This window comes from Streptomyces sp. 5-10 (assembly GCF_014712245.1).
Classification (GTDB): Bacteria; Actinomycetota; Actinomycetes; order Streptomycetales; family Streptomycetaceae; genus Streptomyces; species Streptomyces violaceusniger.
Genome location: NZ_JACVYG010000005.1, coordinates 90895 through 105568, shown reverse-complemented (window position 1 = coordinate 105568; position 14674 = coordinate 90895). Strand labels below are relative to the sequence as shown.

Sequence of the window (14674 nt, the reverse complement as noted above, 5' to 3'; positions counted from 1 at the left end):
AGTCGGCATGCTCCGCATGCCGTTGCTGCCGCACACCATGGTCGAGAAGACCGTCGCGGCGGACGTGGAATTCGATCCGCGGGACAGAGCGCAGGTCGAGCGCTACATCACCGCGCTCACCGCCGACGAGCGGGTCCGCGAGGCGCTGGCGATCTCCAGCCCCTCGCTCGACCACGCGTTGCACACCCTGTTCAGCGGGGCGCCGATGAAGCCCGCTGCCTTGCGCAAACTGGTGTTGGGGACGACGCGCTACGTCCTGCGTGCGGCCGGCCGTCCCACTCCGTTCGGCCTGATGGCCGGGGTCGCACCGGTCGCCTTCGCGGATGACTGCCGGGCGCGGGTGGGGGACGCCCATCGTGGCGCGGTACGGCCGGACGGCGGCTGGCTGCTCGGGCTGATCCGGCCGTGGGAGAGCGAACCGGCGCTGCTGCGCAAGCTGCGCGTGGTCACCAACGGCCTGGCGTTCCGGCGCGGACAGCGCTGGGTGCTGCCGTTCGCCCCCGCCCCGGACGAGGGCGATACGCCGACGTCCCGCACCGAGGAGGTCTCCGTACGCGGCACTCCCGCGGTCGGGCTGGCGCTGGAGTGCGCGCAACGGCCCATCGCTGCCGGTGAGATCGCCGAGCGGTTGACGACGGCGTACCCGGCGGTCGGGAGGGAGGTCGTGGAGGGGCTGCTCATCGGGCTCGTACAGCAGGGTTTCCTGCTCACCGAGCTGCGTCCGCCACTGACCCGCACCGACCCACTGGCCTACCTCCGGGACGTGCTGACGTCCGCCGGGGAGAGCGAGAAGGCCGATACCGTCGCCAGGGTGGCGAAGCTGGCGGAGGGCTGCCAGGCCGAACCGCTCGGCGCGGGCGTGTCCCGCTGGCGGACCGCGGTCGGGGAGTTGCGGTCGCTGTACCGGCACGACCGGCCGCTCCAGGTCGATTTGCGGATGGACGCCGACGTCGTACTGCCGCGGGAGGTGCTGCGGGAGGCGGAACGCGCCGCGACGGCGCTGTGGCGGGCGTCCGCCAAGAACGAGTCCGTACGGCACCTGACCGAGTACCACGGGGCGTTCGTGGAGCGGTACGGCACCGGGCAGGCGGTGCCGCTCATGGAGGTGCTGGACCCGCACACCGGCCTGGGCACACCGGCCGGTTACGAACACCCCACCAGCGAACGGCAGTTGCCGATCGACGGCGCCGACCGGAACCCGGACCGCGACGAGGTGCTGACGGAGTGGGCGCTGTCCGCGATCGCCACGGGACAGCGGGAGATCGTCCTGGACGACGCCGCGCTGGAGCGGCTGTCCGGCACGGTGCGGCGGATACCGCCGGTCGCGGCGGAGCTGTGTGCCCACCTGACCGCACCGTCCACCGCGGATCTCGCACGCGGGAAGTTCTCTCTCGTCCTGTCGCAGACGACCGGATCGGTCACTCCCGGCGGGATGTTCGGCCGGTTCGCCTATCTGCTCGACGACCCCGAACCGGTGGCCCAACTGGCCCGGGAGGCCGCCGCGTCGGCGTGCCGTCCCCAGGCCGAGCCGGTGCTCCTGGACTTCCAGCCGATGTCGGGCGGGGCCGCGAACGTGGCCCGGGTGCCCGCGTTCTGGGACCGGCGGCTGTCGGTCGGCTGTTTCCCCGACGCGCCGTCCGGCGTGACCGTGCAAGGCGTCGCCGATGTGGCCCTGGCCGCCGACGAGGAGCGGCTGTACGTGGTGGACACGACCACCGGACGGGAGATCGTGCCGCAGTCCGCCACCGTGCTGAACTTCGCCCTGGCACCGGCGGCCGCACGGCTGCTGCGCGAGATCCCGGCGATGGGCCGGCCGGTGTGGTCGGTGTGGTCGTGGGGTGCGCTGGACAACGCCCCCTGTCTGCCCAGGGTCCGCTACGGCCGTACGGTCCTGGCCGCGGCGCGATGGCGGCTGTCCGACCCCGCGCTGACCGATGCGAGCGCCACCGACGAGGCGTGGGGCCGGGCGCTGGACGCGTGGCGTGCCCGCTGGAACGTTCCCCGGCGGGTGAGCGTGGGGTTCGGCGACCGCCGGGTGGTGCTCGACCTGTCCGCACCGCTGCACCGGGCGCTGCTCCGGCGCGATCTGACGCGGGGTGGCGAACTGGCGGTGCACGAGACGCCCGAGGCCGGCGGGCACGGCGAGCACGGCGAGCACTGGCTGTGCGACAGCCGTGGCGACGCATACCGCAGCGAAGTACTCATCCCCGTCCTGCCCGGCCACGCGGCCGACGCCACGGCGCGCACCGGCGAGCAGACGGCCGACGCCACGGCGCGCACCGCCGGGGAGAGGGTGTCCCGCCCGGCGAGTGGCACCCCGGGCGCCGTGACACCGCGGCCCGTCGACATGGACGACCGCCGTCACCGCTCCTGGTTCTACGGCAAGCTCTACACCGCCACCGCCCAGCAGGAGGAGGTGCTGGTCGACCATCTGCCGCGGCTGCTCGCGGCCCTGCCGGACGACGGCGGCCGGTGGTTCTTCATCCGCTACGCCGACCCCGAGCCGCATCTGCGGCTGCGGTTCCACGGCGACCGGGACGTGGTGTGGTCGCGGATCGCCCCGACCGTCCTGGACTGGGTCGACGATCTGCACGGGCAGCGGCTGGCCGGGCGGATGGTCGTGGACACCTACGAGCCCGAGACCGTCCGCTACGGAGGTCCGGAGGCCCTTGACGCGGCGGAGCGGTTCTTCCACCGGGACAGCGTGACCGTCATCGAGCAGTTGACCCGCCTGGCCTCCGGGGCCGACACCACTCCGGTCGGCGTCCTCGTCGCCGCCCACTACGTGGATCTGGTGCGCCAGGTCCATGGCGAGGACTGGCCCGACTGGTTCCTCGCCATGCCACGTGACGACGAGCACCACCCCTTCTTCCGTACGCACCGGTCGACGGCGCTCGGCCTCCTCGACGAGGGAGCACTGGGCCTGAGCGCCCGCGCCGCACGGGCACAAGCGCTTCGCGCCTATCCGGCGGCGTCCCAACGCGGCGTCATGGCGAGCGTTCTGCACATGCACCACAACCGGCTGGCAGGTGTCCGGCGTGACGCGGAGCTGCGCTCGCTCGCGGTGGCCCGCGGCATGGCGGCCACCGAGCGGGCCCTCAGGAGGAACCACCGATGAACACAGCCGGCGTCCCGCGCGAGGAAACACTCGCGAGCAATACGACGGCCGGTTCGAGCCGGGAGGACGTAGTCGCGGAGATCGCGCGGCGGGCCCAGGCGTGGAGCCCACCGGCCGATCTGCCGATCGGGCTGTCGGGCGGTTCGGCGGGTGCCGCCCTGCTGTTCGTCGAGCTCAGCAAGGACGACCCCGCGCTCAGGCCGATCGCCCACGCCCGGCTGGCCGCCGCGGCGAAGACGATCGGTCCCGCCCCGGGATCCGGCGGCCACGGCCTCTATGACGGCCTGGCGGGGCTGGCGTTCGCCATCAAGGCGGCCGTGCGCGCACCCGGCGACTACGCCACCGTGCTGGGCCAGCTGGACACCGTCGTGCGCGACCGGCTCCGGCGCGTCCTCGACCTGGAGCAGACCCGGCTGGCGGACGGCACGGAGCCGGCGCCACGCGAGCGGTTCGACGTGATCGGCGGCGCCAGCGGACTGGCCCGCTACTTCCTGACCGAGCCGGCGGATCCGGAGCCGGTCCGTGAGGTCCTGCGCTATCTCACCGCCCTGACCGAGCCGATCCGCCGCCATGGGCACACCCTGCCCGGCTGGACGGCGACACCCTGGCCGGGCCGGGAGACGGACGGCGACCAGATCGACCTGGGCCTGGGCCACGGCATCGCGGGCCCGCTGGCCCTGCTGTCCCTGTGCTGGACCCGGGGCATCAAGGTGCCGGACCAGGACACCGCCATCCGGCGCATCGCCGACTGGCTGATGAGTTGGCGGCAGACCGACGACAGCGGCCCCTACTGGCCCGCGCTGTTCCCGGCCCAGGAGGAACTCGCCGAACACCGTGCGCCGCGGCCCCCGCACCGCCCCAGCTGGTGTTACGGCGCACCGGGCGTGGCACGGGCGATGCAGCTCGCCGGCTCGGCGCTGGGCGAGGAGGAGTGGGTGCGCTCGGCGGCGGACGCCATGCACGCGGTCCACCGCCGCCCCGGCGGTCTCACCGACCTGACGGACCCGGGCCTGTGCCACGGCCTGGCCGGTCTCGCCCACATCACCCGCGTCATCGCGGCCGACCTCCGGGACCCGGCCCTGACGAGCCACGCGGACGCCCTCACCGAGCGCCTGTGCGCGGACTTCGCCCCGGACACGGCCTTCGGCTACCCCACCCGCACGCATCCGGCGCCCCTTGACGCCCCCACGTTCCTGGAAGGCGCCGCGGGAGTGGCCCTCACCCTCCACCGCCCCGGCACACCACCACATTGGGACGCGGCCCTCATGCTGTCCTGACACTCTCCGGCCCGCCTCTCGCGGGCCCCGAAGACCTCCACATCGTGATGTTCGACGGAGTCGAATCGTGGTGCCCGGCGGTTACGCCCGCCGCAACGGCCCCGGCATCTGGGCGGAGACACAGTCCGGCTCCCCCGCGGGCAAGCGGGCTCCCGGCCGGGGCGAGGATGAACGTCGCGCCCGGGCCGTACGTACCGGGGAATGTGAACGCACCTGGTGAGCGCGCCGGGTGACCGGTGAGGAGGTTCGGGTGTCGGCCCCTTGGACGAGGAGAGATACCGTGAAAGCACATCGCCTGCCGTCCCGCTCGCGGCCGCGGCGGATCGGCGCCCTGGCCGTCGCCGGCTCGGCACTCGTCCTCGCCACGGCGGCCCCCGCCCTGGCCCACACCGAGGTGACCGCCTCCGACTCCCGTGCCCTGGCGAAGGACGTCACGCTGACGTTCGAGTCGGAGGCGGAGGACGAGGGGGCCGGTTTCACCGCGATCCGGACCGTGTTACCCAAGGGCATCGACCCCGGCGATGTGGAGCTGAAGCAGGCCCCGAAGGGCTGGAAGCTGAAGCCCACCCATGACGGCTACACCGTCGGCGGACCGGCGCTCGCACCCGGCGAGAACGCCGAACACAGCGTCGTCGTACGGCAGTTGCCCGATGCCGCATCGCTGGCCTTCAAGACCGTGGACACCTACGAGGGCGGCAAGGTGTCCCGATGGATCGAGGTGGCCCGCGACGGAGACCCGGAGCCGGAGAATCCCGCGCCGGTGCTGAAGCTCAAGGCCGCGGCCGCCGACGCCACCCCGGACGGCAAGGAGCCCGCGAAGGCCGCGACGTCCGACGGCGGATCCGCGTGGCCCGCCGTGGGCATCATCATCGGCGTCTGTCTGTTCGCCCTGGCCGGAGGGTTTGTGCTGGTCCAGCAGCGGCGCGGCTCGGGTGGTTCGGCTGGTTCGGGCGGCTCGGGCGGCTCGGGCACCGAATGATCCGGGGGCGGCGCGCCTGCCGGTGCGCGATGAACGCCGAGGACTCCTTCGCCCGCTCCTCCCAGGCGAACACACACACGGTCAGGGTGCCGTCGAAGCCGCCCGGAGGCGGGTCACTCCAGAAGGGCACATCGCCCCGGCCGTGGCGGACGCACGAGCCGGTGACGCGCCGCGCCAATTGCCCCGGGGCGCGGGTTTGCTGTCGGGTCGAGTGGTAACGCGGTGAACATGACCGAGAAGAAGAACGCACACACCACCGCCCGGAGTGCCAACGCGAGCGCGAAGGCCACCGCCACCAAGGCCAAGGAGACCGCGGACAAGGCCAAGGACACCGCGGGCACGGCGGAGACCACGGCGAAGACCGCCGCTTCCGGTGCGGCGACGACCGCGGCGCACACCGCTCATGTCGCCGCCGACAAGGCTCAAGTGGCCGCCGGGAAGGCCGTGGCCACCGGTCGTACCGTGGCCGCCGAGGCGCCCAAGAAGGCGGCAGCGGCGGCGGGTTCGGCCTGGATGGCGATCAAGGCACGGAAGGTCCTGGCAGCCGTCGCCGGTGCCGGTGCCGCCGCGGCGGGCGCCACCACCGCGGTCGTCCTGCGCAGGCGCGCGGCTCGTCGCCGCCGCCCGCTGGCACGGCTGACCGGCGGCCGACTCGGCGCTTGAGATTCACGCTCGCACAGACAGCGCTCGCACGGACAGCGGTTGCACAGCACAGCCCCGGACCCAATCAAGGCGCTCGAACGCTCCCGTACGACGCTGGCGGCCGATCTGCACGGCATCGAGGGCGCGGAGGAGGGCGAGGTGGCCCGTGCGGTCGGTTCGGTGCACATCGCCCTGAACGCCGGACTGACCCAGCAGTGGCTGGTCGATCCCGAGCATGCCCCCTCGGCCGAGCCCGCCGACGTCGGCAGCATCGGCGACGAGGGCATCCAGTCACACGTTCTCCACCCCTCTTACGCAAGCGACTTGCAATCCTTGCGCTACGCTTGCGCGCATGACGCGACGACTTGCTGAAGTGGCGAAGAAGGTCGGTGTCAGCGAGGCCACGGTCAGCCGGGTCCTCAACGGCAAGCCCGGGGTCTCCGAAGCCACCCGGCAGGCGGTGCTGTCCGCGCTGGACGTCCTCGGCTACGAGCGGCCCACGCAGCTGCGGGGCGACCGGGCCCGGCTGGTGGGGCTGGTGCTGCCCGAGCTGCAGAACCCCATCTTCCCGGCGTTCGCCGAGGTCATCGGCGGCGCGCTGGCCCAGCGTGGACTGACTCCGGTGCTGTGCACCCAGACCAAGGGCGGGGTCTCCGAGGCCGATTACGTGGCCCTGCTGCTGCAACAGCAGGTCTCGGGGGTGGTGTTCGCGGGCGGGCTATACGCGCAGGCCGACGCGCCGCACGACCACTACCGGCAGCTCGCCGAGCGCAACATCCCGGTGGTGCTGGTCAACGCGGCCATCGAGCACCTCGGATTCCCGGGCGTCTCCTGCGACGACGCCGTGGCCGTGGAGCAGGCGTGGCGGCATCTGGCCTCCCTCGGCCACGAGCGGATCGGGCTGGTGCTCGGGCCCGGTGACCACATGCCGTCGGCACGCAAGCTGGCCGCCGCGCGGGCGATCGCCGGCCACCTTCCGGAGGAGTTCGTGGCCCGGGCGATCTTCTCGATCGAGGGCGGCCACGCCGCGGCGTCCCGGCTGATCGACCGGGGCGTCACGGGGATCATCTGCGCCAGCGACCCGCTGGCCCTGGGCGCGATACGAGCCGCGCGCCGCAAGGGGTTGGGCGTGCCGTCGCAGGTGTCCGTGGTCGGCTACGACGACTCCGCGTTCATGAACTGCACCGAGCCGCCGCTGACCACCGTCCGCCAGCCCATCGAGGCCATGGGCAGGGCGGCGGTGGAGGTGCTGAACGCGCGGATCGGCGGGGCGGCCGTACCGGCCGAGGAGCTGCTGTTCGAGCCGGAGCTGGTGGTGCGCGGCTCCACCGCCCAGGCGCCACGGGCGTGAGACAGCGGACCGTCGAGGGACGGCCGAAGAGGCGGCCGGGAAGGCGGTCGGGGAAGGCGGTCAGGAGACGGCCGAGAGGCGGTCGACAGGCTCAATCCACATGATTCGCAGCGCGGTTGAATAATTACAGAATCTACGCGACATCTTGCGGGCCGATGTCGTCGGTGCTTGAGTGTGCGGCGCACTCACGGTTGTGTGGCGCCCCGCTCGCGGCCGTGGGGCTTCCCTGCTCCTGTACAGAGGGGTCCACCCATGAGAAGCACCGGGTTCCGTCGTACTCTCATCGCGCTCGGCACGTTCTCCCTCGCCCTCACCGCCTGCGGCGGGGCGGACGGCGGATCGGCGGGCGGAAAGACGCGTATCACGGTCAACTGCATGCCGCCCAAGAGCGCCAAGGTCGACCGCAGGTTCTTCGAGGAGGACATCGCCTCCTTCGAGAAGCGGAACCCGGACATCGACGTCGTCGCGCATGACGCGTTCCCCTGCCAGGACCCGAAGACGTTCGACGCCAAGCTGGCCGGGGGCCAGATGGAGAACGTCTTCTACACGTACTTCACCGACGCCCGACATGTCGTCGACATCAACCAGGCGGCCGATCTCACCCCGTACATCAAGGAGTTGAAGAGCTACTCCACCCTCAGCAAGCAGCTGCGCGACATCTACACGCTCGACGGCAAGATCTATGGCATCCCGCGCACCGGCTACTCGATGGGCCTGATCTACAACCGCAAGCTCTTCGAACGGGCCGGACTCGATCCCGACAAGCCGCCGATGACCTGGGAGGAGGTCCGCGCCGACGCCAAGAGGATCGCCAAGCTGGGCGGTGGCACGGTCGGCTACGCGGACTACAGCGCCCAGAACCAGGGCGGCTGGCACTTCACGGCCGAGCTGTACTCACACGGCGGCGATGTCGTCAGCGCGGACGGCGAGAAAGCCACCATCGACACCCCCGAGGCGCGGGCCGTCCTGCGGAACCTGCACGACATGCGCTGGGTGGACGGCTCGATGGGCAGCAAGCAGCTCCTGGTCATCAACGACGCCCAGCAGCTGATGGGCTCCGGCAAGCTGGGCATGTACCTGGCCGCGCCCGACAACCTCCCGATCCTGGTGAAGGAGAAGGGCGGCAACTACAAGGACCTCGCCATCGCCCCCATGCCCGGTGGCAAGGGCACGCTCATCGGCGGCGACGGCTACATGTTCCAGAAGAAGGACACGCCCACCCAGATCCGGGCCGGCCTCAAGTGGCTCGACCACATGTTCCTCACCCCGGGCAAGGGATTCCTCGGCGACTACGTCCGCGCCAAGAAGCGGAACGCACCGGTGGGCCTGCCCGAGCCACGGCTGTTCACCGGCGCCGCCGACGCCGAGGACCAGCGGATCAAGATGGCCAACGCCAATGTCCCCGTGGGCAATTACCAGTCCTTCCTCGACGGGAATCAGAAGCTGCGGATGAAGATCGAGCCGCCGCACGCCCAGCAGATCTACTCCGTGCTCGACGGGGCCGTCTCCGCCGTCCTCACCAAGAGGGACGCCGATATCGGCCAGCTCCTGAAGGAAGCCTCCGGCAAGATCGACACCATTCTGGCCCGGGGCTGATCCGATGCCCAAGACCGCCGCGCGGCCGCCCGCCGAGGCGATCGCCGTCCACCCGGTGCAGGCGCCGCCCCCGGCGGGGGGTCGGGGGCGGCGCCGCCTCGCCGACCAGGTCCGGGCCTATGGCTTCCTCCTCGGCGGCCTGATCTGCTTCGCGCTGTTCTCCTGGTATCCGGCGATCCGCGCGGTCGTGATCGCCTTCCAGAAGTACACGCCCGGCTCGTCCCCCGAATGGGTCGGCACCGCCAACTTCAGCCGTGTCCTGCACGATCCGGAGTTCACCGCGGCCTGGCGGAACACCCTCACCTTCACCCTGCTGGCGCTGCTCATCGGCTTCGCCGTCCCGTTCCTGCTCGCCCTCGTGCTCAATGAACTCCGGCACGCCAAGGCGTTCTTCAGGGTCGTGGTCTATCTGCCGGTGATGATCCCGCCGGTGGTCAGCGCCCTGCTGTGGAAGTGGTTCTACGACCCGGGCGCCGGGCTGGCCAACGAGGCGCTGCGCTTCCTGCACCTGCCCACCTCGAACTGGTCCAACGGCGCCGACACCGCCCTGGTCTCGCTCGTCGCCGTGGCCACCTGGGCCAATATGGGCGGCACCGTCCTGATCTACCTGGCGGCGCTGCAGTCCATCCCCGGTGAGCTGTACGAGGCGGCCGAACTGGACGGTGCGAGCCTGCTCCAGCGCATCCGCCACGTCACGATCCCCCAGACGCGGTTCGTGATCCTCATGCTGATGCTGCTGCAGATCATCGCGACGATGCAGGTCTTCACCGAGCCGTTCGTGATCACTGGCGGTGGTCCGGAGAACGCCACGGTCACCGTCCTCTACCTGATCTACAAGTACGCCTTCCTCTACAACGACTTCGGTGGCGCCTGTGCGCTGAGCGTGATGCTGCTCGTGCTGCTCGGCGCCTTCTCCGCCCTCTATCTGCGGCTCACCCGCTCCGGGGAGGACGACGCATGAGCACCCGGACCCTCATCTCCCCCGCCACCCTGGCCCGCCCCCGCGGCCGGGCCGTCTACTGGACGGTCTTCGCCGCCGTGGTGGTGCTGTTCGCGATCGCCTTCCTCTTCCCCGTCTACTGGATGGTGACGGGCGCGATGAAGTCGCCGGACGAGGTGGCGCGGACCCCGCCCACCCTCGCTCCGAAGGAGTGGCACCTCAGCGGCTACAGCGACGCCTGGGAGCTGATGGAGCTTCCGCGGCACCTGTGGAACACGGTGGTCCAGGCGGCCGGGGCATGGCTGTTCCAGCTGGTCTTCTGCACGGCCGCCGCGTACGCCCTGTCCAGGCTGAAGCCCGCCTTCGGCAAGGTGATCCTCGGTGGCATCCTGGCCACGCTGATGGTCCCGGCCCAGGCGCTGGTCGTGCCGAAGTACCTGACCGTGGCCGACCTGCCGCTGGTCCACACCAGCCTGCTCAACGACCCGCTCGCGATCTGGCTGCCGGCCGTCGCCAACGCCTTCAACCTCTATCTCCTCAAGCGGTTCTTCGACCAGCTCCCGAGCGATGTCCTGGAGGCCGCCGAGATCGACGGCGCCGGGAAGTTGCGCACCCTGTGGTCGATCGTGCTGCCCATGTCGCGTCCGGTGCTCGGCGTTGTGTCGATCTTCGCGCTGGTGGCGGTGTGGCAGGACTTCCTGTGGCCGCTGATGGTCTTCTCGGACACCGGCAAGCAGCCGATCAGCGTGGCACTCGTCCAGCTGTCGCAGAACATCCAGCTGACCGTGCTCATCGCCGCGATGGTCATCGCCAGCATCCCGATGGTCGCGCTGTTCCTCGTCTTCCAGCGGCACATCATCGCCGGGATCAGCGCGGGCAGCACGAAGGGCTGACACCGCCCCCTCGACAGAAAGGCTCCCACCGTGGCCCAGCCCACCCCTGCCCGGACACCGAACGACTGGTGGCGCTCCGCCGTCATCTACCAGGTGTATGTGCGCAGCTTCGCCGACGGGGACGGCGATGGCACCGGCGACCTCGCGGGTGTCCGCGCCAGGCTGCCGTACCTCGCCGAACTCGGCGTCGACGCGCTGTGGTTCAGCCCCTGGTACCAGTCGCCCATGAAGGACGGCGGCTATGACGTCGCCGACTACCGCGCCATCGACCCGGCCTTCGGCACCCTGGCCGAGGCGGAGAAGCTCATCGCCGAGGCCCGCGAGCTGGGCATCCGCACGATCGTCGACATCGTGCCGAACCACGTCTCCGATCAGCACCCCTGGTGGCGTGCCGCCCTCGCGGGCGGCGCCGAGCGCGAGCTCTTCCACGTCCGCCCGGGCCGCGGCGACCACGGTGAGCTGCCGCCGAACGACTGGACGTCGGAGTTCGGCGGCCCGGCGTGGACCCGGCTGCCCGACGGCCACTGGTATCTGCATCTGTTCGCCCCCGAGCAGCCGGACCTCAACTGGGCCCATCCGGCCGTGCGCCAGGAACACGAGGACATCCTGCGCTTCTGGTTCGAGCGGGGTGTCGCGGGGGTGCGCATCGACTCGGCCGCCCTGCTGGCCAAGGATCCACGGCTGCCCGACTTCGTCGAGGGCCGCGATCCGCATCCGTACGTCGACCGTGATGAGCTCCATGACATCTACCGCTCCTGGCGTGGCGTGGCCGATGAGTACGGCGGTGTCTTCGTCGGCGAGGTGTGGCTGCCGGACAGCGAGCGCTTCGCCCGCTATCTGCGCCCCGACGAGCTGCACACCGCCTTCAACTTCTCCTTTCTGGCCTGCCCCTGGGACGCCCGGCGGCTGCGGACGTCGATCGACGAGACGCTCGCCGAACACGCTCCGGTGGGCGCTCCGGCCACCTGGGTGCTGTGCAACCACGACGTGACCCGCACGGTCACCCGCTACGGGCGCGAGGACACCGGTTTCGACTTCGCCACCAAGGTGTTCGGCACCCCCACCGACCTCGCCCTCGGCACCCGGCGCGCGCGGGCCGCCGCCCTGCTGTCGCTGGCCCTGCCCGGAGCGGTCTACGTCTACCAGGGCGAGGAGCTGGGCCTGCCCGAGGCCGACATCCCCCGCGACCGCATCCACGACCCGATGCACTTCCGCTCCGGCGGCACCGACCCGGGCCGCGACGGCTGCCGGGTGCCGCTGCCGTGGGCGGCGGAGGCGCCGTACGCCGGTTTCGGCTCGCGCGGGGAGCCGTGGCTGCCGCAGCCCACGCACTGGGCGGTGTACGCGGCCGATCAGCAGGCGGAGGACCCGGGCTCGATGCTCAGCCTCTACCGGGCGGCGATCCGCATCCGCCGCGCCACCCCCGGTTTCGGCGACGGGCCGCTGACCTGGCTCCCCTCGGCCGACGGCGTCCTGGCCTTCGCCCGTGACGACGGCCTGGTCTGCGTGGTCAACCTCGCGGACACCCCCACCGAGCTGGACGGCGCCTCCCGGCTTCTGCTCAGCAGCGGACCGCTGGACGACCGGGGCCGCCTTCCGCGGGACACGGCGGCCTGGCTGCTCCGCTGAGCCACCACCACCCCACCGCGCTGTCCCACCACCCCCACCACGAAGGGATCAGCACATGCACCGCAGCAGTACCGCATCGGCATCCGCCACACGCCTGTCGGCGATCGGCGCGGCCGTCGCCCTCGCGGCCGGCATGCTCGTCACCCTGACCCCCACGACCGCACACGCGGCCGCGGGCGCCTCCCTGCCGTTCACCTCGGCCGAGGCCGAGTCGGCCACCACCACGGGGACGAAGATCGGCCCCGACTTCACCCAGGCCACGCTCGCCTCCGAGGCGTCCGGGCGCCAGGCCGTCCGCCTCGCCGCCGGGCAGCGCGTGGAGTTCACCGCGCCGCGCGCCGCCAACGCGGTGAACGTGGCCTACAACGTGCCCGACGGCCAGTCGGGCACGTTGAACATCTACGTCAACGGCACCAAGCTGGCCAAGACCCTCGCGGTGACGTCCAGGTACTCGTATGTGGACACCGGTTGGATCGCGGGGTCGAAGACCCACCACTTCTACGACAACGCCCGGGTGCTGCTCGGCCAGACCGTCCAGGCGGGTGACAAGATCGCCTTCGAGGCGGCGAACACCCAGGTCACCGTGGACGTGGCCGACTTCGAGCAGGTCGCGGCGGCCGCCTCCCAACCCGCCGGATCGGTGTCCGTCACCTCCAAGGGCGCCGACCCCAGCGGGCAGGGCGACTCCACCCAGGCGTTCCGGGACGCCATCGCCGCCGCGCAGGGTGGAGTGGTCTGGATCCCGCCGGGTGACTACAAGCTGACCTCCTCACTGGGCGGGGTCCAGAACGTCACCCTCCAGGGCGCCGGCAGCTGGCACTCCGTGGTGCACACCTCGCGGTTCATCGACCAGTCCAGCTCCTCCGGCAACGTGCACATCAAGGACTTCGCGGTCATCGGCGAGGTCACCGAGCGCGTCGACTCCAACCCCGACAACTTCGTCAACGGCTCGCTCGGCCCGGGCTCCAGCGTGTCGGGCATGTGGTTGCAGCACCTGAAGGTGGGTCTGTGGCTGATGGGCAACAACGACAACCTCGTGGTCGAGAACAACCGCTTCCTGGACATGACGGCCGACGGCCTCAACCTCAACGGCTCCGCGAAGAACGTACGGGTCCGGAACAACTTCCTGCGCAACCAGGGCGACGACGCGCTCGCCATGTGGTCGCTGAACTCGCCGGACACGGGCAGCAGCTTCGAGAACAACACCATCTCGCAGCCGAACCTCGCCAATGGCATCGCCATCTACGGCGGTACCGACATCACGGTCAAGAACAACCTGATCTCCGACACCAACGCCCTGGGCAGTGGTATCGCCATCTCCAACCAGAAGTTCATGGACCCGTTCCACCCGCTGGCCGGCACGATCACGGTCGACGGCAACACGCTGGTCCGCGCGGGTGCCATGAACCCCAACTGGAACCACCCGATGGGCGCCCTGCGCGTCGACTCCTACGACAGCGCGATCGAGGCCACCGTCAACATCACCAATACGACCATCACCGACAGCCCGTACAGCGCCTTCGAGTTCGTGTCCGGCGGGGGCAGGGGCTACGCGGTCAAGAACGTCAATGTCTCCGGCGCCACCGTGACCAACCCCGGAACGGTCGTCGTCCAGGCCGAGGCTCAGGGGGCGGCGAAGTTCGGCGACGTCACGGCCGCCGGCGTCGGCGCGGCGGGCGTCTACAACTGCCCCTACCCGTCCGGCTCCGGCACCTTCAACCTCACCGACGGCGGTGGCAACTCCGGCTGGAGCAGCACCTGGTCGGACTGCTCCAGCTGGCCCCAGCCCGGCCAGGGCAACCCGGATCCCGATCCGGGCCGCAACCTCGCCAAGGGCCGCCCGGCCACCGCGACCGGCTCCCAAGACGTCTACACCCCCGGCAAGGCGGTCGACGGCGACGCGAACACCTACTGGGAGTCGACCAACAACGCCTTTCCGCAGGCCCTGACCGTGGACCTCGGCGCCGGCCAGGCGGTCCGCCGGCTGGTGCTCAAGCTGCCGCCCTCGTCGGCGTGGGGCGCCCGCACCCAGACGCTGTCGGTGCTGGGCAGCACCGACGGCTCCTCGTACGCGACGGTGGTGGGCTCGCGGGGCTACCGCTTCGACCCGGCGTCCGGCAACAAGGTCACCGTCGCCCTGCCCGACAGCACGAATGTGCGCTACCTGAGGCTCGACGTCACCGGCAACACCGGCTGGCCGGCGGCCCAGGTCAGTGAGGTGGAGGCGTATCTGACCTCCTCGTGAGCCC

The 14674-nt window shown here is 71.1% G+C and carries 11 protein-coding genes; all 11 read left to right on the top strand.

Annotated features, from left to right (window positions below; all coding sequences use genetic code 11):
* Positions 1-7 precede the first annotated feature (7 nt).
* A complete protein-coding gene (locus tag IEJ02_RS08195; RefSeq protein WP_223863568.1) occupies positions 8-3118 on the top strand; it encodes a lantibiotic dehydratase in 3111 nt (1036 codons plus the stop codon).
* Complete coding sequence (locus tag IEJ02_RS08190) at positions 3115-4395, top strand: lanthionine synthetase C family protein (RefSeq protein WP_191064124.1); 1281 nt, start codon at positions 3115-3117, stop codon at positions 4393-4395. The genes IEJ02_RS08195 and IEJ02_RS08190 overlap by 4 nt, the downstream gene beginning before the upstream one ends.
* 280 nt (positions 4396-4675) lie before the next feature.
* Positions 4676-5374: a DUF1775 domain-containing protein gene (locus IEJ02_RS08185; protein WP_317985754.1), complete on the top strand. Its 699-nt coding sequence runs from the start codon at positions 4676-4678 to the stop codon at positions 5372-5374.
* Positions 5375-5602: 228 nt separating this feature from the next.
* On the top strand, positions 5603-6037 hold the full coding sequence (locus tag IEJ02_RS08180; RefSeq protein ID WP_191064123.1) for a hypothetical protein: 435 nt from the start codon (positions 5603-5605) through the stop codon (positions 6035-6037).
* 39 nt (positions 6038-6076) lie between these two features.
* Positions 6077-6388, top strand: a complete 312-nt coding sequence (locus tag IEJ02_RS08175; RefSeq protein WP_191064122.1) for a hypothetical protein — start codon at positions 6077-6079, stop codon at positions 6386-6388.
* Positions 6369-7367, top strand: a complete 999-nt coding sequence (locus IEJ02_RS08170; RefSeq protein ID WP_191064121.1) for a LacI family DNA-binding transcriptional regulator — start codon at positions 6369-6371, stop codon at positions 7365-7367. The genes IEJ02_RS08175 and IEJ02_RS08170 overlap by 20 nt, the downstream gene beginning before the upstream one ends.
* A 252-nt stretch (positions 7368-7619) precedes the next feature.
* The gene (locus IEJ02_RS08165) at positions 7620-8963 is read left to right on the top strand and encodes an ABC transporter substrate-binding protein (RefSeq protein ID WP_191064120.1); all 1344 of its coding nucleotides are present in this window, start codon (positions 7620-7622) and stop codon (positions 8961-8963) included.
* Between the two features lie 4 nt (positions 8964-8967).
* Positions 8968-9924 (top strand): carbohydrate ABC transporter permease, encoded by a 957-nt coding sequence (locus IEJ02_RS08160; RefSeq protein WP_191064119.1) that lies wholly within the window; start codon positions 8968-8970, stop codon positions 9922-9924.
* A complete protein-coding gene (locus tag IEJ02_RS08155) occupies positions 9921-10796 on the top strand; it encodes a carbohydrate ABC transporter permease (RefSeq protein ID WP_191064118.1) in 876 nt (291 codons plus the stop codon). The genes IEJ02_RS08160 and IEJ02_RS08155 overlap by 4 nt, the downstream gene beginning before the upstream one ends.
* 30 nt (positions 10797-10826) lie before the next feature.
* Entirely contained in the window at positions 10827-12425 is a 1599-nt protein-coding gene (locus IEJ02_RS08150; protein ID WP_191064117.1) for a glycoside hydrolase family 13 protein, read from the top strand.
* A 55-nt stretch (positions 12426-12480) separates the two neighbouring features.
* A complete protein-coding gene (locus tag IEJ02_RS08145; protein WP_191064116.1) occupies positions 12481-14670 on the top strand; it encodes a discoidin domain-containing protein in 2190 nt (729 codons plus the stop codon).
* Positions 14671-14674: the final 4 nt, after the last annotated feature.